This window comes from Allobosea sp. WAO (assembly GCF_001509835.1).
Taxonomy (GTDB): Bacteria; Pseudomonadota; Alphaproteobacteria; order Rhizobiales; family Beijerinckiaceae; genus Allobosea.
Genome location: NZ_JXTJ01000003.1, coordinates 300,687 through 326,711 on the forward strand (window position 1 = coordinate 300,687; position 26,025 = coordinate 326,711).

Below are 26,025 nucleotides of genomic sequence, written 5' to 3' on the forward strand. Positions count from 1 at the left end.
GACCGCGCTGCCGGAGTGCATTGGAGCATGGCGCAGGAAAATTCCCCCCCGCCGCCGGGCGCGCGCGGTCAGGCGCTTTGCCGCCGCCTGCGATTTTGCCACGCGAAGACGGTGAACACACCCACAAGCGTCAGCGCCAGCCCGAACCAGGTCACGGCATATTGCAGGTGGTTGTCGGGGATGCGGGCGATCAACTCCTTGACGTCGACGCCTGCCGGCGGGGTCATGCCATCGCCGCTGCGCTCGGCCTCGAGATAGAACGGCGCGCCCGGCAGGCCGAGCGAGGCGGCGATCGCGGCGGGGTCGCGCGTGTAGAACTCGCGCTGTCCGGGAAGGTCTGCCGGGGTGAAGCTGTTGCGCGCCTCCGGCGCGCGCAGGAAGCCCGCGACGGTCGCGGGGCCGCTGGCCGGCGTGATGCTGGCATAGCGGCCTTCCGGCACGAAGCCGCGATTGACCAGGATCGTCGCCCCATCCTCGAGGCGGAAACCCTGGAAGACCCAACGGCCGAAGCCGGAGAGCTGGCGCGTGCCCGGAGGTCCGGCGGCGATGGTCGTGCGCACGCCGGCGATACCGTTGTCGAGATAGGTGCCTCTGGCCTCGACGCGCTGCAGGTCGAGGCGGCTCGGATCAAGGCGCGGCCATTCGGCCGAAGGCGGGATGGCCGAAGGCGGCCCGCCGGCCTGCGCCTGCAGGCGTTCGATGAAGGCGTGCTTCTCGACCATGCGCTGGAGCTGCCAGCTGCCGAGCAGGCAGAGCACGCCGACGCCGATGACGGTGAGCAGGGTGGGCAGGAGCAGTTTCTGTCGTGGCGGCGAGACGGTGGTGGGCATGGTCACTTCTTCATCCTGCCTTCCTGCGCCCGGTTCACATATTGCAGTGCGACCGCGATGCCCTTCATCGGCCGCAACAGGCCAAGGCAGGTGACGAGCGCCAGCGGCAGCCAAAGCGCGAGATGCAGCCAGATCGGCGGTTCGTAGGCGATCTCGACATAGAGCGCGAGGCCGAGCACGAAGAAGCCCGCGATCAGCATGATGAACACGGCCGGGCCGTCGGCGGAATCGGCGAAGGCGAAGTCGAGCCCGCAGGCGGCGCAGCGCGGCCGGAGTTTCAGGTAGCCGTCGAAGAGCTTGCCTTCGCCGCAGCGTGGGCAGCGGCCGGCGAGGCCGGTCGAGAATGGCGAGGGCTGGTGGGCCCGCTGCTCGGTCATGCGCTTCTCCTCAAACGGAAAGGGCGGCCTCGCGGCCGCCCTCGGGATCTGCGACCGCGAAGGGTCCCGTCTCAGTGTGCGGCCGGCGTGCCGGCGCCCCAGACATAGATCGCGGCGAACAGGAACAGCCAGACCACGTCGACGAAGTGCCAGTACCAGGCGGCGAACTCGAAGCCGAGATGCTGGTTCGGCTTGAAGTGGCCGAGATAGACCCGGTACAGGCAGACCGCCAGGAAGATCGTGCCGATAATGACATGGAAGCCGTGGAAGCCGGTCGCCATGTAGAAGGTCGCGCCGTAGATGTTGCCGGCGAAGGCGAAGGAGGCGTGCGCGTACTCATAGCCCTGGACGATGGTGAACATGCCGCCGAGGATCAGGGTCAGCCAGAGCGCCTGCTTCAGGCCGGCGCGATCGTTCTGGATCAGCGCATAGTGAGCCCAGGTCACGGTGGTGCCCGAGGTCAGCAGGATCAGTGTGTTGAGCAGCGGCAGGTGCCAGGGATCGAAGGTCTCGATGCCCTTCGGCGGCCAATGCCCGCCGGTGAATTCGGCGCGGGCGTACTGGATGGTCTCGCCGGTGAACAGGCTGGCGTCGAAGAAGGCCCAGAACCAGGCGACGAAGAACATCACCTCGGAGGCGATGAACATCAGCATGCCGTAGCGGTGATGGATCTGCACGACGCGGGTGTGGTGGCCCTCATGCTCGGCTTCGCGGACGACGTCCATCCACCAGGCCAGCATGGTGTAGAGCACGCCGAGCGTGCCGGCGCCGAAGACCAGCGGGCCGATCTGCATGCCGGCGACCGGCAGGTGCTTCATCCACATCACGGCGCCGATCGCCATGATCGTCGCGCTCATGGAGCCGACAAGCGGCCACGGGCTCGGATCGACCAGGTGGTAGTCGTGGTTCTTGGTATGGGCCTCGGCCATCGTGGTCGTCTCCGCGTCCGATAGAAGTGCAGCGCGCTGGCTAGCTGCTTATAGGCTTGATTTGGCTGCGTCACCCTTGCTTTCCGCGACCGGTTGCCCGGACTTCGACGGGAAGTAGGTGTACGACAGGGTGATGGACTTCAGGCTCGCGAGCTCGCGGTTCGCCTCGATTTCGGGGTCGATGTAGAACACGACCGGCGCCTCGATGCTCTCGCCGGGCTGCAGCGTGTTCTCCGTGAAGCAGAAGCACTGGATCTTGACGAAATGCGCCGCCGCCTGGGACGGCTGGACGTTGTACGTCGCGATCCCGGTGGCCGGCCGCGAGGAGGTGTTGGTGATCTTGTAGAACACCGTCTGGGTCTCGCCGACGCGGGCGTTGACCTCGGTCTGCTCGGCCTCGAAGCGCCAGCCCAGGGCCGGCGCGACATTGGCGTCGAAGCGCACTGCGATCGTCCGGTCGATGACGCGGCTCGCGCCGGCCGTGCCGATCATCGGCGTGCCGCCGAAGCCGGTCGCCTTGCAGAACATGTCGTAGAGCGGCACGGCGGCGAAGGAGAGGCCGGTCATGCCCAGCACCACGCCACTGCAGATCAGCACGATGCGGCGGTTCTTGGCGGCTGCGTCGGTCATCGCATCACAGGGGACGGTTGAGGATCGCCGGGCCGGTCTTGGCCAGGGTCACCACGAAGAAGAACAGGACGAGGCCGGCGAGCACGAGTGCCAGCGCGATCGAGCGGCGGTTGCGCCTTGCCATATCCTCCGGCGAGAAGGCGGCGGGCGGCTGGGGCTTGGACGGTGGGTCCTGGCGCTGCGGGTTCTCGCTCATCACAGCACCTTCGGCAGGGCCCACATCAGGCCGAGTCCGTTCTCCGCCAGCAGGACGGCGAAGAGCAGGAAGAGGTAGAGGATCGAGAAGCCGAAGAGCTGATAGGCCGCCTTGTAGGCCGCGTCGCCCTCGGTGACCTTGAGGACGCGCAGCGAGAGCGCGATCATCATCAGTCCGGTGACGACCGAGACGGCGAGGTAGATCATCCCGCCGAAGCCCATCAGTGCCGGCAGCACCGCGACCGGGGCGAGCACCAGCGTATAGGCGACGATCTGGCGCCGGGTCGCGGCCGGGCCGGCGACATTCGGCAGCATCGGGATGCCTGCGCGGGCGTAGTCGCCCGACTTGACCAGGGCCAGCGCCCAGAAATGCGGCGGGGTCCACAGGAAGATGATGGCGAAGAGGACGATCGAGGTGATGCCGAAATCGCCTGTCACCACGGCCTCGCCGATCATCGGCGGGAAAGCGCCGGCAGCGCCGCCGATCACGATGTTCTGCGGCGTCGCCCGCTTCAGCCACATCGAATAGACCACGGCGTAGAAGAAGATCGTGAAGGCGAGCATCGACGCCGAAAGCAGGTTGGCGACGAGGCCGAGCACCAGCACCGAGCCGACCGAGAGCGTGAGCCCGAAGGCGAGCGCCTCCGAGGGCAGGATCCGCCCGGCCGGGATCGGCCGGTTGGCGGTGCGCGTCATCACCGCGTCGATATCGGCGTCCCACCACATGTTGAGGCAGCCCGAAGCACCGGCACCGACCGAGATGGCGAGGAGGGCGGCAAAGCCGATGATCGGATTGACCGAGCCGGGTGCCGCGACCATGCCGCCGAGCGCCGTCACGATGACGAGGAACATCACCCGCGGCTTCAAGAGCGCAAAGAAATCGCTGGCCTCGCCGGTGGAGGTCGGAGCGGCGCCGTCACGGTGCGGGGCGATCTGATCGAACGCAGCAGACATCGATACTCGGTCTTCGTCTTTCTGAAGGCCCGCAACAGCGGACGGTGATCTCTAAAGGTTGGGGTGGCTGCTTGCCGCCCGCCTCCGGAACGCCTCGCTCGAGGCGCTCGGGAGAAGGGCGGCGGCGGGACTGGCCCGCCGCCGCTTTATTCTCAGTGGTCGGAGCCGGTGATGCGCGGCAGGGTCTCGAACTGGTGGAACGGAGGCGGCGAGGACAGGGTCCACTCCAGCGTCGTTGCACCTTCGCCCCACGGATTGTCACCGGCCGGAACCTTCCGGGCGAAGGCGACGATCACGCCGTAGATCCAGACCAGCAGGCCGGCCGCGAAAATGTAGGAACCGATCGACGACCAGAAGTGCCAGCCGGCGAAGGCATCGGGATAGTCGACATAGTGCCGCGGCATGCCCGCGATCCCGAGGAAGTGCTGCGGGAAGAACAGCAGGTTCGCGCCGATGAAGGCGATCCAGAAGTGCACATGGCCGACCCAGTCGGGCATCATGTAGCCGCTCATCTTCGGGAACCAGTAGTAGAAGCCCGCGAAGATGCCGAACACGGCGCCGAGCGACAGCACGTAGTGGAAGTGGGCCACCACGTAGTAGGTCGCATGCAGCGAGCGGTCGAGGCCGGCATTGGCCAGCACGACGCCGGTGACGCCGCCGACGGTGAACAGGAAGATGAAGCCGATCGCCCAGACCATCGGGGCGGTGAAGCGGATCGAGCCGCCCCACATCGTCGCGATCCAGGAGAAGATCTTCACGCCCGTCGGCACCGCGATGACCATCGTCGCGAAGACGAAGTAGCGCTGCGTGTTGAGCGACAGGCCGACCGTGTACATGTGGTGGGCCCAGACGATGAAGCCGACGACGCCGATCGCGACCATGGCGTAGGCCATGCCGAGATAGCCGAAGATCGGCTTCTTCGAGAAGGTCGAGATGATGTGGCTGATCATGCCGAAGGCCGGCAGGATCATGATGTACACCTCGGGGTGACCGAAGAACCAGAACAGGTGCTGGTAGAGCACGGGGTCGCCGCCGCCGGCCGGATCGTAGAAGGTCGTGCCGAAGTTACGGTCGGTCAGCAGCATGGTGATCGCGCCGGCCAGAACCGGCAGGGCGAGCAGCAGCAGGAACGCAGTCACCAGCACGCCCCAGGCGAAGAGCGGCATCTTGTGCAGCGTCATGCCGGGAGCGCGCATGTTGAGGATCGTGGTGATGAAGTTGATCGCGCCGAGGATCGAAGCCGCACCCGCGAGGTGAAGCGATAGGATCGCGAAGTCGACCGACGGGCCGGGATGGCCAGAGGAGGAGAAGGGCGGATAGACCGTCCAGCCGGTGCCCGCGCCGCGCGCGCCGGGCGCGCCTTCGACGAAGAGCGAGATCAGCAGCAGCACCAGGCCGGAGACCGTGAGCCAGAACGAGATGTTGTTCATCCGCGGGAAGGCCATGTCCGGCGCGCCGATCATCAGCGGCACGAACCAGTTGCCGAAGCCGCCGATGACCGCGGGCATGACCATGAAGAAGATCATGATCAGGCCGTGGCCGGTCACGAAGACGTTGTAGCTCTGACCGTTGGCGAAGATCTGCAGCCCCGGCTCCTGGAGCTCGATGCGCATCATGATCGACAGGAAGCCGCCGATCAGACCCGCGCAGATCGAGAAGATCAGGTAGAGCGTCCCGATATCCTTGTGGTTGGTCGAGAGCAGCCAGCGCCGCCATCCGGTCGGATGGGCGTGTGCGTGGGCGTCGTCGTGCCCGTAACCCTGGGCGTGGGGAGCCGAGGTGGCCATGAGGTTCGTCTCCTCCTGCGAAATAAGTTCGCGTGAGTTCAAGTCAATCGGGTTCAGCGGGTCGCGTCGGCGACCTTGCCGGCGGCGTCGGCCGCATTGGCGAATTTCTGCTTCGACTCGGCGAGCCAGGCGGCATAGCGCTCGGCGCTGACGACCCGGAAGGCGATCGGCATATAGGCGTGGTTCTGCCCGCAGATGAACGAGCACTGGCCGTAGAAGATGCCTTCGCGATCGGCGCGGAACCAGGTTTCGTTGAGGCGGCCCGGGATGGCGTCGATCTTCACGCCGAAGGCCGGAACCGTAAACTTGTGGATGACGTCGGCGGCGGTGACCTGCACGCGAACGATCTTGCCGACCGGAACCACCGCCTCGTTGTCGACGGCGAGCAGGCGAGGCGCCTCGGATTCGGCGATCTTCTTGGACTGGATCGCCTCGGCGCGCTGCTTCTCGTCGAGCATCAGCGAATCGAAGCCGAAGGCGCCGCCGTCCTGCGGGTACTCATAGGACCAGTACCACTGCTTGCCGGTGACCTTCACGGTGATGTCGGCCTTCGGAACCTCGAGCTGCAGCTTCAGCAGGCGGAAGGAGGGAATCGCGACCACGACCAGGATCAGGACCGGGATGATGGTCCAGGCCACCTCGAGCAAAGCGTGGTGCGTCGTCTTGGCCGGCACCGGATTGCGGCGCTCGTTGAAGCGGTAGGCGACGTAGACCAGCAGCCCCAGGACGAAGATCGAGATCACGAAGATCAGGACGTTGATCCAGTCGTGGAACCAATGAATGTAGGTCGCGACCTCGGTCGCGGCAGGCTGCAAATTCATCTGCCAGGGCTGCGGCATGCCGTTCTGGGCCGATGCGGCGGCCGGGAAGAACGCAATCAGCATCACGGCGAGCGCCGCGGCAGCGTCCCTGAGGGTCGAGGTCACAAATCGCATCGGTCCGACATAGCTCCTGTGATGCCGTGCCGGCCCTCGGTTCCGCCTGGGTCGGCTTGCACGCGTACAGGCAGCCCTTGCGGGCCGCCCCTTGTTCTTCGGCATTGCGATAAATCAAAGATCACGCTTGCGCCAGTGGGGCAATGATAGGCTGGTGCAAGGGCCGTGCGGCATAAGTACGCGAGGCGCAGGGCCACAGGCCCGTCCGTCATCGCTCAGATCCGCTTTCGTCAGTGGGCTTCGGCCGCCGAAAGCATGCTCCTTCTTGACAGGGAAGGGGCCACATGGTCCCAACGCACGTCGCCATTGAAGAGATCTCCCGGCCGCCGTCGCCGCTTACGCGCGCGGCGCCCCGATAGAGAGGAATGACAGGGATGCGCCAATTTCTTGGCCTCGCCGCCGCAGCCCTGGCGGCCGCTGGCTGGCTATGCGCCACGGCGCTGCCGGCGCAGGCGCAGGGCGCGGTGCGCTCCACGCATGGCGACTGGCAGATGCGTTGCGAGGTGCCTCCGGGCGCCAAGACCGAGCAATGCGCGCTGGTCCAGAACGTCGCGGCCGAGGATCGGCCGAATCTGACGCTGCTGGTGATCGTGCTCAAGACCGCCGATCAGAAGAGCCGGTTGTTGCGCGTCGTCGCGCCGCTCGGCGTGCTGCTGCCGTCCGGCCTTGGCCTCAAGATCGACAACAACGATATCGGCCGCGCCGGCTTCGTGCGCTGCCTGACCACCGGCTGCGTCGCCGAGGTGGTGATCGACGATACGCTGCTAGGCCAGCTCAAGGGCGGCAAGAGCGCGACATTCATTGTCTTCCAGACGCCGGAGGAAGGCGTCGGTATCCCGGTTTCGCTGAATGGATTCGGCCCCGGCGTGGAGGCCCTGCCGTGATTGATATGCTTTCTGGCCGCAAGGCCTGGCTTGTTATGCCTGTGCTTGCCGCCGCGCTGGCGGGCTGCGGTTCGTCGAGCTCCACCGGCGAGCCGAGTACTATGCAGAAATTCGGCAACATCATCGCCTTCCAGTCGACGACGCCGCCGCCGGTCAACCAGCTTCCGACCGATCCGGAAGAGGAGCTGATCTGCCCGGCCGTCATCATTGCCGATGGCGGCGCTGCGATCCGGGCGCAGTCCGGCCCCGACAGCGGGAGCCTGCGCCATCAGATCTCGATCCAGACGGTCGCCCGCGAATGCAAGGCCACGGGTCCGGGCGGCGGCTTCACCCTCAAGGTCGGCGTCGAGGGGCGCGTGCTGGCGGGGCCGGCCGGCGGTTCGGGTAGCCATAGTGCGACCTTGACGACGCAGGTGATCCGCAATGGCCAGGTTCTGGCCCGGCGCGCCGCGCGTGTCGGCGCGACGCTCTCGTCCAACCAGACGGGTGCTGATTTCACACATGTCGAGGACAACATCGTCGTGCCGCCGGGTTCCGGCGAGACCGAGATCGTCGTCTCGCTCGGCACGGGTGGAGCCGATCCGGTCCGCCGCCGTCGCCGCTAGGCTCCGCGCGTCCAGTAGGGCGCGCGAGCAAACGATCCATCACTATGCTCAAATATCGGGCCGAGGCGTGGTTACCACGCCTCGGCCCGATACTCTCGCCGGTATGGCAGTGCTTCAGCGCGATCGTGGACAGGCTGGCCGCCGCGCTTTGTCTCGATTGACTTAGAAGCGCTCTCGGCTATTGCTGCTTCAGCCGCATCATCCCCGCGGGAGAGACCGGGATCGGACTTGTCCGGACCCGGCGCCGAAGGCGCAACCGCCCCGGAAACGCTCAGGCAAACGGACCGCGTGGGAATTGGCGCTCTGGAAAGCGGCGGGCCGACTTGGCTCGCCCACCGACGGGGGTAACCTTCCGGCCTGATGCCGGCGGGGAAATCTCTCAGGTCCCGAGACAGAGGGGGCGCGCTCCGGACGATTCCGTCCGGGGCTCGCGCTCGATTCTGTTGAGGGGATGCCATGGCTGCCGAAGCCGAGACTGCAAGCACCGAGCCGCTGCTCAGGACGCCGCTTCATGCTCGCCATGTCGCGCTCGGCGCCCGCATGGTGCCTTTCGCCGGCTACGACATGCCGGTGCAATATCCGAGCGGCATCCTGACCGAGCATGTCTGGACTCGCGAGAATGCCGGGCTCTTCGACGTCTCCCATATGGGCCAGGCCTTCCTGATCGGGCCCGATCACGAGACCACGGCGCGCGCGCTCGAAGCGCTGGTCCCCGCCGATATCGTCAACCTCCAGCCCGGCAAGCAGCGCTATTCGCAGCTCCTGAACGAGGAAGGCGGCATCCTCGACGACCTGATGGTGACGCGCTCGGCCGATTCCGACGAGGATGGTGCGCTGCTGCTCGTCGTCAACGCCGCCTGCAAGTTGACCGACTATCCTCATATCGAGGCGCGCCTGCCGGCCAATGTGAAGCTGATCCGGGCCGAGCATCGCGGCCTGATCGCACTCCAGGGGCCGAAGGCCGAGGCTGCACTGGCGGCGCTCAACCCCGAAGTCGCCGAGATGAGCTTCATGTCGGCGCGCACCCTGAAGCTCGGGGGCGTCAAGGCGAACATCACCCGCTCCGGCTATACCGGCGAGGACGGATACGAGATCTCCGCTGCGGCTGATCGGATCGGCGAGCTCTGGGACGCGCTCCTGCTCGACGCCAGCGTCAAGCCGGTCGGCCTCGGCGCCCGCGATTCGCTGCGCCTCGAGGCGGGCCTGTGCCTCTACGGCCATGACATCGACACCGAGACCTCGCCGGTCGAGGCCGGGCTGAACTGGTCGATCCAGAAGCGCAGGCGCGAGGAGGGCGGCTTTCCGGGTGCGACCCGCATCCAGCGTGAATTCGCCGAAGGCACGGCGCGCGTTCGCGTCGGCCTGCTGCCGGAAGGGCGTGCTCCTGCCCGTGAAGGTGCCGAGATCGCGCTCGCCGACGGCACCATCGTCGGCAAGGTCACCTCGGGTGGCTTTGGTCCGACCCTGAACGGCCCCTGCGCCATGGGCTATGTCGCCAAGGAGCATTCGGCTCCCGGCACCAGGCTCGATCTGATCGTGCGCGGCAAGCCGCTGCCGGCCACCGTCGCCGCAATGCCCTTCGTTCCCAACCACTACAAGCGCTGAGCTTCACACCATTTCGCCGGAGGAAACCATGGCCGAGACCCGTTACACCAAGGACCACGAATATATCCGCGTCGAGGGCGACACCGGCACGGTCGGCATCTCCGACTTCGCCCAGGGCCAGCTCGGCGACGTCGTCTTCGTCGAGCTGCCGGCGATCGGCAAGACGCTGGCGAAGGGTGCCGAGGCCGCGGTCGTCGAGAGCGTCAAGGCGGCGTCCGAGGTCTATGCCCCGGTCTCCGGCGAGATCGTCGCGGTCAACAGCGAACTCGAAGCCGCTCCCGGCACGGTCAACGAGGACCCCGCCGGCAAGGGCTGGTTCGTCAAGATCAAGCTCAAGGATCCGGCCGAGCTCGCGGGCCTGCTGAGCGAGGCCGAGTACCAGGACTACGTCAAGACGCTCTGAACCTCACCGAGTCGTCCCGGACAAGCCGCGTAGCGGCGTCGATCCGGGGCCCATGCCTGAACGATTCCGGCATGGGTCCCAGGTCTCCCTCCGGTCGCCCGGGACGACCACGCAGTTTTGAACGGTCCCCGACCGTAGAGAACGGAACCTCCATGCGCTATCTGCCCCTGACCGATACCGACCGCGAGGACATGCTGGCGCGCATCGGCGTGCCCGATGTCGATGCGCTCTTCTCCGATGTGCCCAAGGGCAAGCTGCTCAAGGAGCCGCTCGACCTGCCGCGCGCCAAGGGCGAGCTCGAGGTCGAGCGCATTCTTGGCAGGATGTCGGCGAGGAACACGGCGGCCGGCGCGGTGCCGTTCTTCGTCGGGGCAGGGGCCTACAAGCACCACGTCCCGGCGACGGTCGACCATCTGATCCAGCGTTCGGAATTCCTGACCAGCTACACGCCCTACCAGCCTGAGATCGCCCAGGGCACGCTGCAATACCTGTTCGAGTTCCAGACGCAGGTGGCGGCGCTGACCGGCATGGAGGTGGCCAACGCCTCGATGTATGATGGCTCGACCGGCACGGCCGAGGCGGTGCTGATGGCGCATCGTGTCACCAAGCGGCGCAAGGCGGTGCTCTCGGGCGGCCTGCATCCGCACTACACCCAGGTCGTCGAGACGCTCTCCGAGATGGCCAATGACGAGGTCGTGGCGCTGAAGCCCGACGTCCGCGCCACCGAGGACATTCTCGCTGCGATCGACGACAGCGTCTCCTGCGTCGTCGTCCAGTCGCCCGACGTCTTCGGCAACCTGCGTGATCTCAAGCCGATCGCCGACAAGGCCCACGCCCATGGCGCGCTCCTGATCGCTGTTTTCACCGAGGTCGTCTCGCTCGGTGCGGTCGTCCCGCCGGGCGCCCAGGACGCCGACATCGTCGTCGGCGAGGGCCAGTCGATAGGCAACGCCCTGAACTTCGGCGGTCCCTATGTCGGCCTCTTCGCCGCCAAGTCGAAATATGTCCGCCAGATGCCTGGCCGGCTCTGCGGCGAGACGGTCGACGCCGATGGCCGCCGCGGCTTCGTGCTGACGCTCTCGACCCGTGAGCAGCACATCCGCCGCGACAAGGCGACCTCGAACATCTGCACCAATTCCGGCCTCTGCGTGCTGGCCTTCACCATCCACATGACGCTGCTCGGCCAGGCTGGCCTGACCCGGCTGGCCGAGGTCAACCACGCCAATGCCGTGAAGCTCGCCGATGCGCTTGCCAAGGTGAAGGGCGTCGAGGTCCTGAACGAGAGCTTCTTCAACGAGTTCACGTTGAAGCTCGCCAAGCCAGCTGCCGAGGTGGTCGAGGCGCTCGCCGCCAAGGGCATCCTGGCCGGCGTGCCGGCCTCGCGCCTGCTGCCGGGCGCCGGGCTCGACGATCTCCTGATCGTCGCCAATACCGAAGTGAATACGGATGAGGACCGGGCGGCCTTCGTGGCGGCGCTCGTGGAGGTGCTGTGATGTTGAACCGTCAGGGACGCCCGACTGCCGCCGGCGAGGCCGAGAGCCGCAGCCACGAGACTTTCACCGGCAACCGCGCGCTGCAGCAGATCGAGCCGCTGATCTTCGAGATCGGCCATCACGAGTCGACCGGCGTCGACATCGAGAAGCCGGCGCCGTTCAAGAGCCGCCTTGGCAAGCACGCTCGCCAGGGCGAGATCGGTCTGCCTGGTCTCTCCGAGCCCGAGGCGATGCGCCATTATGTGCGCCTCAGCCAGAAGAACTACGGCATCGATACCGGGCTCTTCCCGCTCGGCTCCTGCACGATGAAGCACAATGCCCGCCTCAACGAGAAGGTGGCGCGGCTGCCGGGCTTCTCCGACGTGCACCCGCTGCAGCCGACCTCGACCGTGCCCGGCGCGCTCGAGCTGATGTTGGAGCTCGCCCGCTATCTGATGACACTGACCGGCATGCCGGCGGTGGCGCTCTCGCCGAAGGCCGGCGCCCATGGCGAGGCCTGCGGCATGATGGCGATCAAGGCCGCTATCGAGGCCAAGGGCGAGGGCGCGACCCGCAACGTCGTGCTCGTGCCGGAATCGGCGCATGGCACCAATCCGGCGACGGCCGCGCTGATCGGCTTCTCGGTCAAGGCTGTGCCGGCCCGTCCCGACGGCACCGTCGCGGTCGAGGACGTCAAGGCGCTGCTTGGCCCCGAGGTCGCGGCGATCATGCTGACCAACCCGAACACCTGCGGCATCTTCGAGCCGGAGATCGTCGAGATCGCCGCGGCGCTGCACGATGCCGGCGCCTATTTCTACTGCGACGGCGCCAACTTCAACGCCATCGTAGGCAAGGCGCGGCCGGGCGATCTCGGCGTCGACGCCATGCACATCAACCTGCACAAGACCTTCTCGACCCCTCATGGCGGCGGTGGACCGGGCGCTGGTCCGGTCGTGCTCTCGGAGCGGCTGGCGCCCTACGCGCCCGTGCCGTTCATCCATGTCGAGGGCGGCAGCCCGCGCCTGGTCGAGCATAAGTCGGAGGCGCCTGAAGGCAACGACCCGTTCGGCCGGATGACCGCCTTCCACGGCCAGATGGGCATGTATGTCCGCGCGCTCGCCTATATGCTGAGCCATGGCGCCGACGGCATGAAGCAGGCTTCGGAAGATGCCGTGCTAAACGCCAACTACATCCGCGCCAGCCTGTCCGATCTGATGTCGCTGCCCTTCCCGGACCACCCCTCGATGCACGAGGTGCTGTTCGACGATGAGTGGCTGAAGGGCACCGGCGTCTCGACGCTCGATTTCGCCAAGGCGATGATCGACGAGGGCTACCATCCGATGACGGTGTATTTCCCGCTCGTCGTCCATGGCGCCATGCTGATCGAGCCGACCGAGTCGGAATCGAAGGCGGCGCTCGATCTCTTTGTCGCAACCCTGCGCGATCTCGCCATCGCGACCAAGGGCAACGACAAGAGCCGCTTCACCGCGGCGCCACACCACGCCCCGATCCGCCGTCTTGACGAGACCAGGGCCGCCCGCCAGCCGGTGCTGAAATGGGAAAAGCCCGCGCCGGTCAAGCAAGCCGCGGAGTAGATTTTTCAGAGGCGGGGGCCAGGCGCTCCCGCCTCTGCCCTTTCGTAACCTGTTTGCGCCTGCCTTAAGGCTTCCTTGACCATGTGCGAGGAATGCTTGGTTCCGTGCGTATTCTCGCACGCTGGGATCGGCTCATGCAGTGCGTTCGCCTTCGCCATTCTTTCGCCGCCGCCGTTGCCTTTGCGGCGATGCTGACGGCTTCGCGGGCCGAGGAGCCGGGCTACGGTCCGAAGACCTATGACCGCACGCTTGAGGCTCTGATCACCCATGAGGACATCGCCAATCGCGGCGGCTGGCCGAAGGTGCCCGGGGCTGCGACCGCGCTGAAGCCGGATTCGCAAGGACCCGATGTCGCGCTGCTGAAGCAGCGCCTGATGCTGAGCGGCGACCTGCCGCCCGCCTCGCTGCCGGGCGATATCTATGACGAGGCGGTGGTCACGGCGGTGAAGCGCTTCCAGAAACGCCACGGGCTCTCGGAGCTCGGCACCGTCGGCCGGCTGACTCTGAAGGCGCTGAACGTGCCGGTCGAGGTCCGCCTCAACCAGCTCACCGCGACGCTGGAACGCCTCAAGGGCAATGGGTTCAACTTCACTGAGCGCTATGTCGTGGTGAACATCCCCGGCGCCAGCGCCGAGGCGGTCGAGGGCGGCATCGTCCAGCGCCGGCATCTGGCCATCGTCGGTCGGCCGGACCGGCCTTCGCCGGTGCTCCAGACCAGCATCACCTCGGTCAACCTCAATCCGTACTGGACGGTGCCGATGTCGATCGTGAAGGCCGACATCATCCCGCATATGCGCAAGGACCCGAGCTTCATCGCCAAGTCGAACATGAAGCTGCTCGGCGCCGAGAACCGAGAGATCGACCCGGCGAGCGTCAACTGGGCCAGCCTGACCAACCCCTATTTCTATGTCCGGCAGGAGCCCGGCCCGACCAACTCGCTCGGCCAGATGAAGATCGACATGCCGAATGGCGAGGCGGTCTACATGCACGACACGCCGAAGAAGACGCTGTTCCGCAACGATGTCCGTTTCAACTCCTCGGGCTGCGCCCGCATCGAGGGCGTGCGCGATCTCGCGAGCTGGCTGCTCGAGGGCACGGAGTGGAATCTGCCGGCGATCGAGGCCGAGATCGCCAAGGGCGAGCGCAAGAACATCGTGCTGAAGAAGCCGGTGCCGGTCGCCTGGGTCTACATGACCGGCTGGCAGGATGCCGCGGGGCTGGTGCAGTTTCGTGACGACATCTATGGGCTCGATACCCCGCAAGGCATCGTCACCTCGACGATCCAGCCGCGCAAGCCGAAGCCCAAGCCGGCGGCCGTGCCTGCCGCCGCGGCAAAGCCCGTCGCACCGCGGCCGGCGGTGACGCCGATCCCGGCGCCCCGGCCGATCGTGCCGACGGCCGTAGCGATCCAGTAGGAGCAAGGGCAGGGCGCCTGCGCGCCGCGTGGGAAGGCTTCCATTTCCAACCAGTTGCGCTCCGCTCGAGCTAAGTGCTCGTCATTTCGGCGGGAGTGAAGCGGAATGCCGGAAGCTATCGTTGGCTCCACGGCTCCAGGATGGAATACTGGAGCTGCGTCACTTTGCGGCTTGTCCGGAATGACGGCCCATTGGGACGAAGTTCCGTTTCCAGCGCAGCAGCAAACGCCTGCGGCGGACGTTTGAAGATGCGTTGCTTCGCGCGCTCGCCGGCGGATGACGAGCGAGGCCCGAGCCAAGGAAAAGCACCTGCCCAAACGAAAACGCCGCGGTCCTTGGACCGCGGCGTTCTCTTTTCTTTCAGTCGCTTGCGCGAGGCTGGCTCAGTTGAGCTTGGCCTTGACGTCCTTGAGACCGGCGGCGACGAGATCGGCGCCCGCCTTGCCTGCGACCTGGCCGCGCAGGATGACCTCGGCAGCCTGGGTGGCGGCCTCGGCGGCAGCGGCGCGGACTTCCGCGGTCGCCTGGCTTTCGGCCTGGGCGATCTTGTCCTCGGCAGACTTGGTCCGCCGGGTCACGAATTCCGCCAGCTTCGCCTCGGCGTCCTTGGCGAGGCGCTCGGCCTCCTCCTTGGCGTTGGCGACGATGGTCTCGGCCTCGGCCTCGGCGGCCTTGCGCTTGGACTCGTACTCGGCGAGCAGCTGCTCGGCCTCGTGCCGCAGGCGGCGTGCCTCGGCCAGTTCCTTGGCGACCAGCTCGCCGCGGGCATCGAGCCCGGCGAGGATCTTCTTGTGACCGCCGACATAGACGACGATCGCGATGAAGATGAAGAACGCGATGCCTACCCAGAAAGTATCCATCTGTTCCTCCTCAGCGCGCCAGAGCGGTGTCGACGGCCTTGGCCGCCTCGGCCGCGCTGGGCGCCTTGCCGGTCAGCTTCTCGACGATCGCAGCCGCCGTCTCGGCGCCGAGATCGCGGACGCTTCCCATCGCCTTCGCCTTGGCGGCGGCGATCGAGGCCTCCGCCTGGCTGGCCTTCGCCGAGAGCTCGGCTTCGACCGCCTTGCGGCGCTCGTCCGACTGCTTGGCGCTGGTCTCGCGGGCGGTCTGGGCGATGCCCTGCGCACGCGACTGGGCCTGCGCCAGAGCCTGCTCATAGGCCTTCGCGCTGGCTTCCGCCTTCGCCTGGGCGCCGGCGGCCTCGTCGAGATCGCGCGACAGTGCCGCGGCGCGGTCGGCGAGGATGCCGCCGATGCGCGGCAGTGCCACCCTGGACATCAGCCAGTAGAGCGCGCCGAAGGAAACGGCGAGCCAGAAGAGCTGGCCGGGATAGGTCTTGCTGTCGAAGGGCGGGAAAGCGCCCTTGGCAGCGCCGGTATCGCTCGCCGCGAGCGCGACCTCCGGCAGGGCGAAAGCCGCAACGACCAGCGCCGTCGCAGCCGTCGTCCGGAGGAGGTTCGTGGCAATGCCGATATGCATCACGACGCCTTTCAGGCTGATCGGATTAGACACGCTCCCGCCGGACGCGAAGGCCCTGCGGGAGCGGATGAAGTCGTCGTCCTCAGACCACGAACAGCAGGATCAGGGCCACGACGAACGCGAAGATGCCCAGACCTTCGGCGAGCGCGGCGCCGATGAAGGCGCGGCCGAACTGGCCGTCAGCGGCCGACGGGTTGCGCAGGGCGCCCGACAGGAACTGACCGAAGATGTTGCCGACGCCGATGGCCGCGAGGCCCATGCCGAGACAGGCGATACCGGCGGCGAGGTACTTGGCGGCAGTGAAATCCATGGTCTTTCTCCGAGTGAACTTAGGGCGGTAGGGGGTGTTTAACTCTCGCGATACCTGCTGGCCTCAGTGGCCGGGGTGCAGGGCATCGTTGAGATAGACGCAGGTCAGGATCGTGAAGACGTAGGCCTGCAGGAAAGCGACGAGGAACTCGAACGCAGTGAGCGCGATCGCCAGGAGCATGGGCAGCGGGGCGAGCACGATGCCGACGCCGATCGTGCCGGTCATCATCACCACGAAGCCGCCGAACACCTTGAGCGCGACGTGGCCGGCCAGCATGTTGCCGAACAGACGCAGCGACAGCGAGATCGGGCGGGAAACGAAGGACACGGCCTCGATCAGGACCATGAAGGGCAGCAGCCAGCCCGGTGCGCCCTTGGGCACGAACAGGCCGAAGAAGTGGCTGCCATGCTTGACGATGCCGTAGACCAGCACCACGCCGATCACCAGGAAGGCAAAGGCGGCGGTGACGATGATATGGCTGGTGACGGTGAACGAGCCGGGGATCATGCCGAGCAGGTTCGCGGTCAGCACGAACATGAACAGCGAGAAGACGAAGGGGAAGAAGCGCATCCCTTCCTTGCCCATCACGCCCGTCAGCGTCGAGGCGACGAACTCGTAGGACATCTCGGCGAGCGACTGCAGCCGGCCGGGCACGGTGGCGCGCTGGCGCGAGCCGAACAGCGTGATCAGCGCGATGACGGCGACCGTCAGCACCATGAACAGCGCGGAATTGGTAAAGGAAAGGTCGAGTCCGAAGAGCTTCAGGCCGACGATCGGCTTGATCTCGAATTGGTGGATCGGATCGATACCGCCGCCGGCCGCCATTCTCTCAACCCTCTCAATGCGGCACTGGGCCGCGAAAAACTCAATCCTTGGGAGCGTTCTGCGCCCGTCCGGAGGTCGGCCGCGCTCCCAGTCGATAGACTGACCGGAAACCGGCGATGGTGCCGATTACCAGGAAGGCAATCAGCAGGAACGGCGAGGTTCCCAGCCACCGGTCGCCCAGATAGCCGATCAGGCCACCTGCGATGACGCCGCCAATGAGATCCGTCGCAGCGCGAAAGCCGGAGGACATCGCGCCCGCAAGCACCTTGTCCCTGTTCTCCGCTTCGACCTTGGCCTCTTCGGCCTTGCCGGTCTGCCGCAAGGCGGCGGAGAGCGATTCCAGTCTCGTGCGCAACTCAGGATCACCAGGTGTCTTGTCCGGTTCGGACATGCCGGGCCTCTTCGTTTGACCGTGAATTCGGCACGGTCACGCCAAAAACCTTCGCACACCCTTCCCGGCCCGATCACCGAGCCGTCGTCAGCACGGCCTCCTTTATTGGCCCCCCATACCGCTGTCAAGGCGGGGCTTTGGCATTCAACTAATTGAAGTAATTATATATTTTGCCGGGGTGCGGCATTTTTGCTGCATTGTGGCACGGATTCTGCCCGAATTCAGACGGCCTCGCGGATGCGCTCGGCGGTATCGAGGTCGACCGAGACCATCTGGCTGACCCCGCGCTCGGCCATTGTGACGCCGAACAAACGGTCCATCCGCGCCATGGTTATCGGGTTGTGGGTGATCAGGATGAAGCGCGTCGCGGTGTTGCGCGCCATCTCGTCGAGCAGGTCGCAGTAACGCTCGACATTAGCGTCGTCGAGCGGCGCGTCGACCTCGTCGAGTACGCAGATCGGCGAGGGATTGGTCAGGAACACCGCGAAGATCAGCGCGGTCGCGGTCAGCGCCTGCTCGCCGCCTGAGAGCAGGGTCATGACCTGCGGCTTTTTGCCGGGCGGCCGGGCGATGATCTCGAGTCCGGCCTCGAGCGGGTCTTCCGAATCGACCAGCGAGAGTTCGGCCATGCCGCCGCCGAACAACACGCCGAAAAGATGCTGGAAATGGCCGTTGACGACCTCGAATGCGGCAAGAAGCCGCTCCCTGCCTTCGCGGTTGAGCGCGCCGATCGCCTGCCGCAGGCGCCTGATCGCTTCGGTCAGGTCGTCGCGTTCGCTCGCCAGGCCGGAACGCTTGCCCTGGACCTCCGAAAGCTCGTCCTCGGCCCGCAGATTGACGGCGCCGAGGCGCTCGCGCTCGGCCTTGAGACCCGATAGCCGGCGCTCGACGCCCTCCGCCTCGGGCAGGGCGCCACCGGGCGCGATTCCCGCAAGAGCGCGCAGGCCGGGAATATCGGTGTCGAGCCCTTCGACGATCTGGCGGGAGATGTCGGCGAGGCGCTGTCTGGCCGCTTCCAGCCGGGCTTCGGCGCTGGCCCGGCCTTCGCGGGCGCCTGCAAGACCTTCGAGCGCTGCACGTGCCTGCCTGTCAGCTTCGGCGAGCGCCGATTCGCCTGCTGCGAGCTTGTCGGCTTCGGCCTTGCGCGCCTGTTCCGCCGATTCGATCTCGGCGAGGAGGCGCCGGCGCTCGACCAGGAAGGTGTCGGGAGCGTCGAGCAGGGTCTGGCGCTCGGCTGTTGCCGCCGCGATTCGGCGTCGGGTCTCGGCGGCGGTCTGTGCGCTGGCACCGGCCCGCTCGCGCCAGGCGCGGATATCCTGTGCGATCGTCTCGCGTCGGCGGGCGCGCAGCTCCGCCTCGCGCGCCCGGGTCTGCACCAATGCGCGCGCTTCCGACGCGGCGGTGCGGCGTTCGGCGAGCTCGGCCCGGGCCGTCAGCAAGGCATTCTCCAGCTCAACTGCCGGGGCCAGCGCGGCAAGGTCCTTGGCCGCAGCTTCGGCCTGGGCGCCGACATCACCGATGTTCTGGCCGAGCCGGCCTATGGCTTCGGTCAAGGCCGAGCGGCGCGAAGCCGTTTCGCTCGCCTTGCGCTCGGCCGCCGCGGCGCGCTCGCGCGTCTGGTCGAGTCGGCGCCGGGCTTCGCGCACCGATTCGAGCGCCTTCGTCTCCGCTTGGCCGGCGCTGCGGGCCTGTTCCGTCGCGGCGTCGAGCCCGGCGCGGGCCTGCTCGACGGCTTCGCGGGCACGTTGCACCTCGATTTCGAGGTCGCCGAGCCGGTTCTTCTCGCTGAGCCGGCGGGCTGCGGGCGAAGGGGCCTCCGCTGCGCTTGTCAGCCCGTCCCAGCGCCAGACATCGCCTTGGCGCGAGACCAGACGTTGACCCGGCAGCAGCAGAGCGCGCAGGCGGGCTCCGTCGCTCGCGGTGGCGAGGCCGATCTGGCGCAGCCGGCGCAGCAGGGCGGCGGGGCCGCGAACATGCCGGCTCAGGCTTTCCACCCCGTCGGGCAAGGCGGGGTCGGAATCGCCGGCGCCGGTATCGTCCCAATGCGCCGGCGCCGCAGGGTCGGCCGAGGCGTCGAGGTCGTCGCCCAGAGCGGCGGCAAGGGCTGCCTCGTAACCCTTGGCCACGGTGACCACGTCGAGGATCGCCGGCCATCTGCCGCCGCTCGCCGGTGCGAGCAGCTTCTGGAGCGTTCGTGTCTCGGTCTCGAGCCTTTGCGCCGCACGGTCCGCGTCAGCCAAAGGCGTGCGCAGCCGCGCTTCCTCGTCGCGCGCCGCTGCCAATGTTGCGCGCGCCGCGGCGGCGGCGCGATCGGCAGCCCGCATCGCCGTCTCGCCGGTGGCGACCTCGCGGCGCAGCCCGTCCAGAGTCGCCGCCGTACCGTCCTCATCGAGCGCCGCCTGGTCGCGCAGCAGCCGGTCGCGTTCGGCGGCATGGCGGGCCTCACGCTCCCGGGCTTCGCGGATTGCGCGCTCGAGCGCGCCGCGCCGCGCCGTCAGTTCCGACAGGCGCTGCTGGACCGCGGCATGTTCGGCTTCGGCTGCGCCCAGCCGCATCTCTGCAGCAGTCAGCCCGGACTCTGCCGATGGACCGGCAGTTGCGGCTGCCTCCGTCTCTTGGCGCAGGGCTTCGTCCTCTTCGGTCAAGCGCGCCAGCGACTGCGTGGCGTCCTTGCCGAGATTCTCCTGGCGGCCGAGATCTGCCTGCAATTCGGTCAGGCGCCTGCCGAGCTCCTCGCTGCGCTGCTTGGCGCGGCGGTTCTCGGCTTCGAGCTCGTCGAGCCCCCGCTTCAACCGGACGAGGGCGGCGGCCGCCGCGGCCTCGTTCTCGCGCAGTTGCGGCAGGGCGTGGGCGGCGATCGCCTGAAGGCGCGAGGCTTCGGCCTGGACACTGGTGCGCTCGGCGACTTCGCGCACCGCCCCCTGGAGCGCGCGTTCGGCGAGCGCATCCTGCTCGCGCGCCTCGCTATGGGCGATCAGCGCCAGCACCGCCTCGGCACGGCGGATGTCGGCGGCGAGGCTGCGATAGCGCGAGGCCTGCCGCGCCTGCCTCTGCAGGGCGTCGACCTGGCCGTCGATCGCGGCGAGCACGTCCTCCAGCCGGGTGAGATTGTCCTCGGCGCCACGCAGGCGCAGCTCGGCCTCGTGGCGGCGGCTGTGCAGCCCCGCGATGCCGGCGGCGTCCTCCAGGATGCGCCGGCGCGATTGCGGCTTGGCGGCGATGATCTCGCTGATCTGGCCCTGGCGGACCAAGGCCGGCGAGCGCGCGCCGGTTGCGGCGTCGGCGAAGAGCAGCTGGACGTCGCGGGCCCGGACCTCCTTGCCGTTGACGCGATAGGTCGAGCCTTCCTCGCGCTCGATCCGGCGCGTCACTTCCAACACTTCGGCATCGTTGAAGGCGGCTGGCGCCTTGCGGTCGCTGTTGTCGAGGGTGAGCGCGACCTCGGCCATGTTCCGCGCCGGCCGCTCTGAGGAGCCGGCGAAGATCACGTCGTCCATGCCCGAGCCGCGCATGTTCTTGAACGAGCTTTCGCCCATCACCCAGCGCAGGGCTTCGACGAGATTGGACTTGCCGCAGCCATTGGGCCCGACGACGCCGGTCAGGCCCGGCTCGATCAGGAACTCTGTCGGCTCGACGAAGGTCTTGAAGCCGGCGAGCTTGAGGCGCGTCAGATGCATTGGCGCGCCTCAGGCTTGGCCGGGAAATCAGCTGCCCAGCAGCGGCTCGATGATCTTCTCGAATTCGGCGATGCTGAGTGCACCGGAACGCTTCTGCCCGTTGATGAAGAAAGTCGGGGTTGAGTCGACGCCGGCCTTGGCGCCGCCCTCCTTAACCTGATTGACGGCTTCGTAGATGTCCTGCCGCTTCAGGCAGGCCTCGAAGGATTCCTGTGTGAAACCGGCCTGCTTCACCATGGTCGACAGCGCATCGACCGGCTTCTCGGTGAAGGCCCAGTTGCGCTGCTGCGCGAACAGCAGGTCGGTCATCGGGTAGTATTTGTCGTTGCCGTTGCAGCGCGCCAGCATGAAGCCGGCGGTGGCCAGCGGATCGAGCGGGAATTCGCGCAGCAGGAAGCGCACCTTGCCGGTGTCGATGTACTTGGCCTTCAGCGCCGGCCAGGTGTCGCGGTGGAAGGTGGCGCAATGGCCGCAGGTCAGCGAGGCGTATTCGATGATCGAGACCTTGGCGTCGGGCTTGCCAAGCCAGACATCGCCGAGAGGGCTTGCGACACCGACGTCCTGAGCCTGCGCAGCGTGGCCGGCCAGGAGGGGAGAAAGTGCCAAGGCGGCGGTGCCGAGCATCACTTGGCGGCGGCTGGTCATGGGTAATTCCTTGATGGCAATGACAGGGTGCGGACCATAATGGCCACGAGGATTGTGGCAAGACCGGTTCACGCTGCGGTTGCTTCGCTCACGAAGCCGTGTCGTCGCGGGCGTCCCGGCGGCGCTGTGCGATTCCCTGTCCCAGCCGCGCCAGCGCCTCGCGCAGGCCGTCATCCTCGACCCCTGCCACCTGCGCCGCGATCCGGGCGAGGGTGGCTGCGTCCGGCGGCGCCGGAGGTTTGGGGCGGGGCGGCGGGGCGACTGGCCCCTGCTTCAGCACGAGCTTGCCGACGGCGCGCCAGCCGAGATGCGTGTTGACCCGCTCCAGCACGATCGGCCCGAGCTGCTGCATCTCCAGCGCGAAGGCCCCCTCGACGCGCACCACCAGCGTCGCCGGGTCGGCCGTTTCGCCTGGCGCGTTGCGCCTGCGCGGCCAGTCGATCTTGAGCGGCCGCGTCCGCTCGGCCAGGCGCTCGCCGACGATCTCCGGCCAGAAGGTCACGACAGAGCGCCCGGCAAAGCCCTGCGCCGCCAGCGCCGGGGCAAGGCAGTCATCGATCAGTTCGGCGAGGGGTTTTGCGGCCATCACCTATTTTGCGCGAGCAGCCGCCGGCATGGCAAGCTCCGGCAAGTGTCCTCAAGCCGGGTAGCCCTCGGGCAAGGAGCAGGTCGGAATGCCGGTGTCGGCGCAGGATAATGCCAGCCAGTACGGCGATAGCCGCAAGCTGGCTGCGCGGGCGCGCCTGCATACGCAGTACATGGTCGCCGAGCAGGCTTGGTTCCCCTGGGTGGGCGAACGCCTGCCGCTTGCGACCGGCCAGCGTGTGCTCGATATCGGCTGCGGGCCCGGCTGGTTCTGGGCTGCCGTTGCCGAAAGTCTGCCGCGAGGGCTGGATCTCACGCTTGTGGATTTCTCGCCGGGCATAGTCGCGGAGGCGCAGGAGCGCTGCCGGGCCGGCCCCTTCGCAGTCCTGCGTGCCGAGCAGGCGGACGCCATCGCCTTGCCTTTCGCAGACGGCAGCTTCGACACGGTCGTCGCCATGCACATGCTCTATCATCTGCCGGATCCGGCTCGTGGGATCGCCGAGATGCATCGTGTGCTGAAGCCGGACGGCCATCTCGCCGTGACCACCAACGGCATCGGCAACATGCGCGACTTCTATCAGCTTGCGACGACGCTCGGCTCGGCCCCTGCCGACCCTTCGGCGCTCGCCTTCGGATACGACACCGCTGAGCGGCTGATGTCGGCGCGGTTCGGCGATGTAACGATGGCGCAGCACCCGGCGCGACTGCGGATCACTGATCCGGAGGATGTGTTTCTGGCGCTGACCTCCTATCCACCGGGCGACATCGCCGGCGAGGCCAAGCTCGCCAGTCTTCGCCATGCGATCGCCGAGGCGTTTTGGCGGGGCGGCGGCGTGCTCGATGCCGAAAAGCAGACCGGGCTCTTCCTCAGCCGCAAGCTGGCTTGAAGGGGCGCTCGTAGCGCCTCCCTATCCAAACGCTCGGTTAGCAACCGGGCCGTTTAAGCGACCCTCCGGCGGCGACCGGGAGCGCGTCGGGTGAGTGGCTTAGGACCTGGGCGCGAGCCATTAAAGGGTAATTTACCGAGGCTTCGCTTTTCGCCGCATCTTTCAGATCCCCGCGGCGTGCCATTCACGGTTGTTGCAGATGTTGCCGTTAGGAAATGGCCGTGCATCAAACACGGAGAAACATCGTATGCGCCTATGGGTTCGAGGCCTCGCCAAGCGGGCTACCGCGGTGGTCTTGGCGGGCTGGGCGGCCGGCGTCATGCCGGCTCAGGCCTGCACCAATATTCTGCTGATGGCGGCGGATGGGACGCCGGTCTATGGCCGCACGCTGGAATACGCCCTCGAAACCCAGTCCGACGTCGTCGTCGTGCCGCGCAACCACCAGTTCGTCGGCACGCGCCCGAACAATGGGCCGGGCGCCAAATGGACCTCGCGCTACGCTTTCGTCGGTGTCATGAGCTTCGGTCAGCCCTTCGTGTCGGATGGCATGAACGAAAAGGGGCTGGCCGGCGGCGCGCTATATTTCCCCGATTTTGCCAGCTACACGCCGCCGGCCAAGGCCGACCCGAATACCGCGCTCGCCCCCTGGGAGTTCCTGAGCTGGGTCCTGTCGAATTTCGCGACCGTCGCCGAGGTGAAGGCCGCACTCGACAAGGCAGTGATCGTCGATCTGCCGGCGCCGATGGTGAACTTCACCCTGCCTTTCCATTTCCCGATCCATGATGCGACAGGTGCCTCGATCGTCATCGAGCCGATCGACGGGAAGCTGAAGGTCTATGACAACCCGACCGGTGTCCTGACCAATTCCCCGCCCTTCGACTGGCATCTCAACAACATCCGCAACTACGTGAAGATGTCGCCGGTCGCGGCCGATCCGCTGAAGCTCGGTGGACAGACCTTCGCGCCGTTCGGCCAGGGCTCGGGCCTGCTCGGCATCCCCGGCGATCCGACGCCGCCTTCGCGTTTCATTCGCGCCCTCGGCTATGCCGCCTCGGCCAAGCAGCAGCCCGACGGCCCGCAGACCGTGCGCCTCGTCGAGCACATCATGAACAATTTCGACATCCCGATCGGCTTCATCGATTCGGCCGCGAAGGGCGGCGAGCTCGAATATACGCAGTGGACCTCGGTCGCCGATCTGCGGGCCAAGAAGTACTACATCAAGGGCTACAGGGATCAGGTGCTGCGGATGGTCGATCTCGCCAGCTTCGATCTCGATGCCAAGGGGCTGCGCGTCGCGCCGTTCAAGGTCAATCTGACACCGCCGCCGCTGGAATTCGCCAAGCCGTAGCGGGCCGCATCGGCTCGGGCGCGGCGGCGGCACCGGCCGACGGGGCCAAAGCGAAACCGACGTTCTGAGCGGCCGCGCTGGCAAGATTAGCGCGGCCGTTGGTCAATCGGTCATGGCGTTGCCGACAGGGGAAGCGAGACCGTGAGCAGTCCCACGGTTCCGAGCGCGCGGTTCTCGACGCTGAATTCGCGCAGCACCTTGATGCGGGTGGAGATCGGCGTCTTGCCGACCTGGAAATTGTAGGCGACCGTTCCGCCCAGGGCGGTGGTTCGGCCCTTATATGGACCGAGCTGCGCGCCGGCGCCGCTGTCGCCCGTGACCTGCTGGTAGTGATAGCCGATCAGCCCCGCCGAGAGAGCGCTGGTCAGGGCCTTCGAGGCCGCCCATTCGACATGGAATTCGGTCCCTGTCCGGTAATCGGTCGCGCGGTTGATACCGTTGAAGGTCACGCCGACTGCGGTCGAAAGGTCGATGCCCGTTTCGGGGTCGAACCAGGTCAGCGCGCCGGAGAGATCGCTCGCCCAGCGGTGGAAGGCGAGGTTGGCGAGCTGCCCGTCGCGATAATCGCCGACCGGGACATTGACCAAGGCGGTCGTGCTCCAATGGAATTTGCCCGAATGCCAGCCCAAGGTGGCGGACAGGACGGGATCGCCGACGATGGTCGCCTTGTCGCGGAGCGAGCGCCCGATGATGGTGTTCGTGCGTGGCGAGTCGAGCTCGACGCCGGCCGAGACCGCGACGCGGCCGACCGGCAGGACGGCGCCTACCGCGAAATTGCCGCCGAAAACCTCCCAGGGCGTCACCCATGTCCCGTTGAGGAAGTCGGCGCGAGCCTGGCTTCGCACATTCGCGACGACCCTGCCGCCCGCCGGAAGCGATTTCCGGGCATCGAGCTTCGCGTCGTAGGAGTAGGTGTCGCTCTCGAAATAGAAGCCGGGCGGCGGAAGAAACCCCGCCATCGGCCCGCGGCCGCCGAGCAGGTAGAAGCCGGTGCCGTTCTCTGCTGCCTGCACCGCTCCGGGGCTCAATACGCCGCAAGCGGCAATGCCGAACGCGGCAAGAGCCCGCGCTGCCCACAACCCGGGCGCTCTCCGCCGGGTTCCTTTTAGCCGAATCATAGTCACTGCCCCTCGCCGCGACGTCGCCGTTCCCTCGGCGAATCGTTGCTGCGACGCTAGTGGCTGACACTTGGCGAAACCAGCGCGCCCCACGCGCAGGACGCTGCTTCCTGCAAAGCGTGCAGAGCCGGCGAACTTCGCATT

General features: G+C 67.0%; 26 protein-coding genes and 1 riboswitch. Of the genes, 9 read left to right on the forward strand and 17 right to left on the reverse strand.

Annotation, left to right across the window (positions count from 1 at the left end; genetic code table 11):
* Nucleotides 1–68 precede the first annotated feature (68 nt).
* The 8 genes from DK26_RS02980 to coxB all read right to left on the reverse strand — a co-directional run bounded on the left by DK26_RS02980 (nt 69) and on the right by coxB (nt 6,586).
* The gene (locus DK26_RS02980; RefSeq protein WP_066468124.1) at nt 69–830 is read right to left on the reverse strand and encodes an SURF1 family cytochrome oxidase biogenesis protein; all 762 of its coding nucleotides are present in this window, start codon (nt 828–830) and stop codon (nt 69–71) included.
* Nucleotides 831–832: 2 nt separating this feature from the next.
* A complete protein-coding gene (locus DK26_RS02985; RefSeq protein ID WP_066468125.1) occupies nt 833–1,207 on the reverse strand; it encodes a DUF983 domain-containing protein in 375 nt (124 codons plus the stop codon).
* A 71-nt stretch (nt 1,208–1,278) separates the two neighbouring features.
* On the reverse strand, nt 1,279–2,136 hold the full coding sequence (locus DK26_RS02990; RefSeq protein WP_066468126.1) for a cytochrome c oxidase subunit 3: 858 nt from the start codon (nt 2,134–2,136) through the stop codon (nt 1,279–1,281).
* 48 nt (nt 2,137–2,184) lie between these two features.
* On the reverse strand, nt 2,185–2,766 hold the full coding sequence (locus tag DK26_RS02995; protein WP_066468127.1) for a cytochrome c oxidase assembly protein: 582 nt from the start codon (nt 2,764–2,766) through the stop codon (nt 2,185–2,187).
* 4 nt (nt 2,767–2,770) lie between these two features.
* A complete protein-coding gene (locus DK26_RS03000; protein ID WP_066468132.1) occupies nt 2,771–2,962 on the reverse strand; it encodes a hypothetical protein in 192 nt (63 codons plus the stop codon).
* Nucleotides 2,962–3,915, reverse strand: a complete 954-nt coding sequence (locus tag DK26_RS03005) for a heme o synthase (RefSeq protein ID WP_066468133.1) — start codon at nt 3,913–3,915, stop codon at nt 2,962–2,964. The genes DK26_RS03000 and DK26_RS03005 overlap by 1 nt, the downstream gene beginning before the upstream one ends.
* A gap of 152 nt (nt 3,916–4,067) precedes the next feature.
* Nucleotides 4,068–5,702 carry a cytochrome c oxidase subunit I gene (gene ctaD, locus DK26_RS03010; RefSeq protein ID WP_066468134.1) on the reverse strand — a complete coding sequence of 545 codons (1,635 nt, stop codon included), beginning with the start codon at nt 5,700–5,702 and terminating at the stop codon, nt 4,068–4,070.
* Between the two features lie 53 nt (nt 5,703–5,755).
* Nucleotides 5,756–6,586: a cytochrome c oxidase subunit II gene (gene coxB / locus DK26_RS03015; protein ID WP_248309866.1), complete on the reverse strand. Its 831-nt coding sequence runs from the start codon at nt 6,584–6,586 to the stop codon at nt 5,756–5,758.
* A gap of 425 nt (nt 6,587–7,011) precedes the next feature.
* On the opposite strand from coxB, the gene DK26_RS03020 reads away from it, so the two are divergent.
* From DK26_RS03020 to DK26_RS03050, 7 genes are all read left to right on the forward strand, one after another.
* Nucleotides 7,012–7,521, forward strand: a complete 510-nt coding sequence (locus DK26_RS03020) for an invasion associated locus B family protein (RefSeq protein ID WP_157089484.1) — start codon at nt 7,012–7,014, stop codon at nt 7,519–7,521.
* Between the two features lie 101 nt (nt 7,522–7,622).
* Complete coding sequence (locus DK26_RS03025) at nt 7,623–8,126, forward strand: hypothetical protein (protein ID WP_157089485.1); 504 nt, start codon at nt 7,623–7,625, stop codon at nt 8,124–8,126.
* A 197-nt stretch (nt 8,127–8,323) separates the two neighbouring features.
* Nucleotides 8,324–8,423, forward strand: a riboswitch (glycine riboswitch).
* A 159-nt stretch (nt 8,424–8,582) separates the two neighbouring features.
* Nucleotides 8,583–9,731: a glycine cleavage system aminomethyltransferase GcvT gene (gcvT, locus tag DK26_RS03030; protein ID WP_066468143.1), complete on the forward strand. Its 1,149-nt coding sequence runs from the start codon at nt 8,583–8,585 to the stop codon at nt 9,729–9,731.
* A gap of 28 nt (nt 9,732–9,759) precedes the next feature.
* Entirely contained in the window at nt 9,760–10,134 is a 375-nt protein-coding gene (gene gcvH / locus DK26_RS03035; protein WP_066468145.1) for a glycine cleavage system protein GcvH, read from the forward strand.
* A 152-nt stretch (nt 10,135–10,286) separates the two neighbouring features.
* Nucleotides 10,287–11,627, forward strand: a complete 1,341-nt coding sequence (gene gcvPA, locus DK26_RS03040) for an aminomethyl-transferring glycine dehydrogenase subunit GcvPA (protein ID WP_066468147.1) — start codon at nt 10,287–10,289, stop codon at nt 11,625–11,627.
* Complete coding sequence (gcvPB, locus tag DK26_RS03045) at nt 11,627–13,201, forward strand: aminomethyl-transferring glycine dehydrogenase subunit GcvPB (RefSeq protein WP_066468148.1); 1,575 nt, start codon at nt 11,627–11,629, stop codon at nt 13,199–13,201. Before gcvPA ends, gcvPB begins: the two co-directional genes overlap by 1 nt.
* A gap of 134 nt (nt 13,202–13,335) precedes the next feature.
* Nucleotides 13,336–14,616: a L,D-transpeptidase family protein gene (locus DK26_RS03050; protein WP_066468150.1), complete on the forward strand. Its 1,281-nt coding sequence runs from the start codon at nt 13,336–13,338 to the stop codon at nt 14,614–14,616.
* Between the two features lie 383 nt (nt 14,617–14,999).
* On the opposite strand, the gene DK26_RS03055 is transcribed toward DK26_RS03050, so the two are convergent.
* The 8 genes from DK26_RS03055 to DK26_RS03090 all read right to left on the reverse strand — a co-directional run bounded on the left by DK26_RS03055 (nt 15,000) and on the right by DK26_RS03090 (nt 22,532).
* Complete coding sequence (locus tag DK26_RS03055) at nt 15,000–15,476, reverse strand: ATP F0F1 synthase subunit B (protein ID WP_066468152.1); 477 nt, start codon at nt 15,474–15,476, stop codon at nt 15,000–15,002.
* Nucleotides 15,477–15,486: 10 nt separating this feature from the next.
* Nucleotides 15,487–16,128 (reverse strand): F0F1 ATP synthase subunit B', encoded by a 642-nt coding sequence (locus DK26_RS03060; protein WP_248309850.1) that lies wholly within the window; start codon nt 16,126–16,128, stop codon nt 15,487–15,489.
* A 49-nt stretch (nt 16,129–16,177) separates the two neighbouring features.
* On the reverse strand, nt 16,178–16,405 hold the full coding sequence (locus DK26_RS03065) for a F0F1 ATP synthase subunit C (RefSeq protein ID WP_066468155.1): 228 nt from the start codon (nt 16,403–16,405) through the stop codon (nt 16,178–16,180).
* A gap of 63 nt (nt 16,406–16,468) precedes the next feature.
* Nucleotides 16,469–17,230: a F0F1 ATP synthase subunit A gene (locus DK26_RS03070; RefSeq protein WP_066468157.1), complete on the reverse strand. Its 762-nt coding sequence runs from the start codon at nt 17,228–17,230 to the stop codon at nt 16,469–16,471.
* 40 nt (nt 17,231–17,270) lie between these two features.
* Nucleotides 17,271–17,621: an AtpZ/AtpI family protein gene (locus DK26_RS03075; RefSeq protein WP_066468160.1), complete on the reverse strand. Its 351-nt coding sequence runs from the start codon at nt 17,619–17,621 to the stop codon at nt 17,271–17,273.
* 221 nt (nt 17,622–17,842) lie between these two features.
* The gene (locus DK26_RS03080) at nt 17,843–21,298 is read right to left on the reverse strand and encodes an AAA family ATPase (RefSeq protein ID WP_066468162.1); all 3,456 of its coding nucleotides are present in this window, start codon (nt 21,296–21,298) and stop codon (nt 17,843–17,845) included.
* Between the two features lie 27 nt (nt 21,299–21,325).
* The gene (locus DK26_RS03085; RefSeq protein ID WP_066468165.1) at nt 21,326–21,943 is read right to left on the reverse strand and encodes a DsbA family protein; all 618 of its coding nucleotides are present in this window, start codon (nt 21,941–21,943) and stop codon (nt 21,326–21,328) included.
* An 88-nt stretch (nt 21,944–22,031) separates the two neighbouring features.
* Nucleotides 22,032–22,532 carry a DciA family protein gene (locus DK26_RS03090; RefSeq protein WP_157089486.1) on the reverse strand — a complete coding sequence of 167 codons (501 nt, stop codon included), beginning with the start codon at nt 22,530–22,532 and terminating at the stop codon, nt 22,032–22,034.
* 85 nt (nt 22,533–22,617) lie between these two features.
* Here DK26_RS03090 and DK26_RS03095 point away from each other — a divergent pair, with 85 nt between their 5' ends.
* Both DK26_RS03095 and DK26_RS03100 read left to right on the forward strand, forming a co-directional pair.
* Nucleotides 22,618–23,415 (forward strand): class I SAM-dependent methyltransferase, encoded by a 798-nt coding sequence (locus tag DK26_RS03095; RefSeq protein ID WP_066468169.1) that lies wholly within the window; start codon nt 22,618–22,620, stop codon nt 23,413–23,415.
* A 247-nt stretch (nt 23,416–23,662) separates the two neighbouring features.
* The gene (locus tag DK26_RS03100; protein ID WP_066468177.1) at nt 23,663–24,763 is read left to right on the forward strand and encodes a choloylglycine hydrolase family protein; all 1,101 of its coding nucleotides are present in this window, start codon (nt 23,663–23,665) and stop codon (nt 24,761–24,763) included.
* Between the two features lie 110 nt (nt 24,764–24,873).
* Here DK26_RS03100 and DK26_RS03105 read toward each other — a convergent pair whose 3' ends face one another.
* Nucleotides 24,874–25,776, reverse strand: coding sequence for a transporter (locus tag DK26_RS03105; RefSeq protein ID WP_248309851.1), 903 nt, complete (start codon nt 25,774–25,776; stop codon nt 24,874–24,876).
* Nucleotides 25,777–26,025: the final 249 nt, after the last annotated feature.

Excerpts from the sequence above, each read along its gene's own strand:
- DK26_RS02980 (WP_066468124.1), bottom strand. The coding sequence starts at position 830 with ATGCCCACCACCGTCTCGCCGCCACGACAGAAACTGCTCCTGCCCACC.
- DK26_RS02985 (WP_066468125.1), bottom strand. The coding sequence starts at position 1,207 with ATGACCGAGCAGCGGGCCCACCAGCCCTCGCCATTCTCGACCGGCCTC.
- DK26_RS02990 (WP_066468126.1), bottom strand. The coding sequence starts at position 2,136 with ATGGCCGAGGCCCATACCAAGAACCACGACTACCACCTGGTCGATCCG.
- DK26_RS02995 (WP_066468127.1), bottom strand. The coding sequence starts at position 2,766 with ATGACCGACGCAGCCGCCAAGAACCGCCGCATCGTGCTGATCTGCAGT.
- DK26_RS03000 (WP_066468132.1), bottom strand. The coding sequence starts at position 2,962 with ATGAGCGAGAACCCGCAGCGCCAGGACCCACCGTCCAAGCCCCAGCCG.
- DK26_RS03005 (WP_066468133.1), bottom strand. The coding sequence starts at position 3,915 with ATGTCTGCTGCGTTCGATCAGATCGCCCCGCACCGTGACGGCGCCGCT.
- ctaD (WP_066468134.1), bottom strand. The coding sequence starts at position 5,702 with ATGGCCACCTCGGCTCCCCACGCCCAGGGTTACGGGCACGACGACGCC.
- coxB (WP_248309866.1), bottom strand. The coding sequence starts at position 6,586 with ATGCTGATTGCGTTCTTCCCGGCCGCCGCATCGGCCCAGAACGGCATG.
- DK26_RS03020 (WP_157089484.1), top strand. The coding sequence starts at position 7,012 with ATGCGCCAATTTCTTGGCCTCGCCGCCGCAGCCCTGGCGGCCGCTGGC.
- DK26_RS03025 (WP_157089485.1), top strand. The coding sequence starts at position 7,623 with ATGCAGAAATTCGGCAACATCATCGCCTTCCAGTCGACGACGCCGCCG.
- gcvT (WP_066468143.1), top strand. The coding sequence starts at position 8,583 with ATGGCTGCCGAAGCCGAGACTGCAAGCACCGAGCCGCTGCTCAGGACG.
- gcvH (WP_066468145.1), top strand. The coding sequence starts at position 9,760 with ATGGCCGAGACCCGTTACACCAAGGACCACGAATATATCCGCGTCGAG.
- gcvPA (WP_066468147.1), top strand. The coding sequence starts at position 10,287 with ATGCGCTATCTGCCCCTGACCGATACCGACCGCGAGGACATGCTGGCG.
- gcvPB (WP_066468148.1), top strand. The coding sequence starts at position 11,627 with ATGTTGAACCGTCAGGGACGCCCGACTGCCGCCGGCGAGGCCGAGAGC.
- DK26_RS03050 (WP_066468150.1), top strand. The coding sequence starts at position 13,336 with ATGCAGTGCGTTCGCCTTCGCCATTCTTTCGCCGCCGCCGTTGCCTTT.
- DK26_RS03055 (WP_066468152.1), bottom strand. The coding sequence starts at position 15,476 with ATGGATACTTTCTGGGTAGGCATCGCGTTCTTCATCTTCATCGCGATC.
- DK26_RS03065 (WP_066468155.1), bottom strand. The coding sequence starts at position 16,405 with ATGGATTTCACTGCCGCCAAGTACCTCGCCGCCGGTATCGCCTGTCTC.
- DK26_RS03070 (WP_066468157.1), bottom strand. The coding sequence starts at position 17,230 with ATGGCGGCCGGCGGCGGTATCGATCCGATCCACCAATTCGAGATCAAG.
- DK26_RS03075 (WP_066468160.1), bottom strand. The coding sequence starts at position 17,621 with ATGTCCGAACCGGACAAGACACCTGGTGATCCTGAGTTGCGCACGAGA.
- DK26_RS03080 (WP_066468162.1), bottom strand. The coding sequence starts at position 21,298 with ATGCATCTGACGCGCCTCAAGCTCGCCGGCTTCAAGACCTTCGTCGAG.
- DK26_RS03085 (WP_066468165.1), bottom strand. The coding sequence starts at position 21,943 with ATGACCAGCCGCCGCCAAGTGATGCTCGGCACCGCCGCCTTGGCACTT.
- DK26_RS03095 (WP_066468169.1), top strand. The coding sequence starts at position 22,618 with ATGCCGGTGTCGGCGCAGGATAATGCCAGCCAGTACGGCGATAGCCGC.
- DK26_RS03100 (WP_066468177.1), top strand. The coding sequence starts at position 23,663 with ATGCGCCTATGGGTTCGAGGCCTCGCCAAGCGGGCTACCGCGGTGGTC.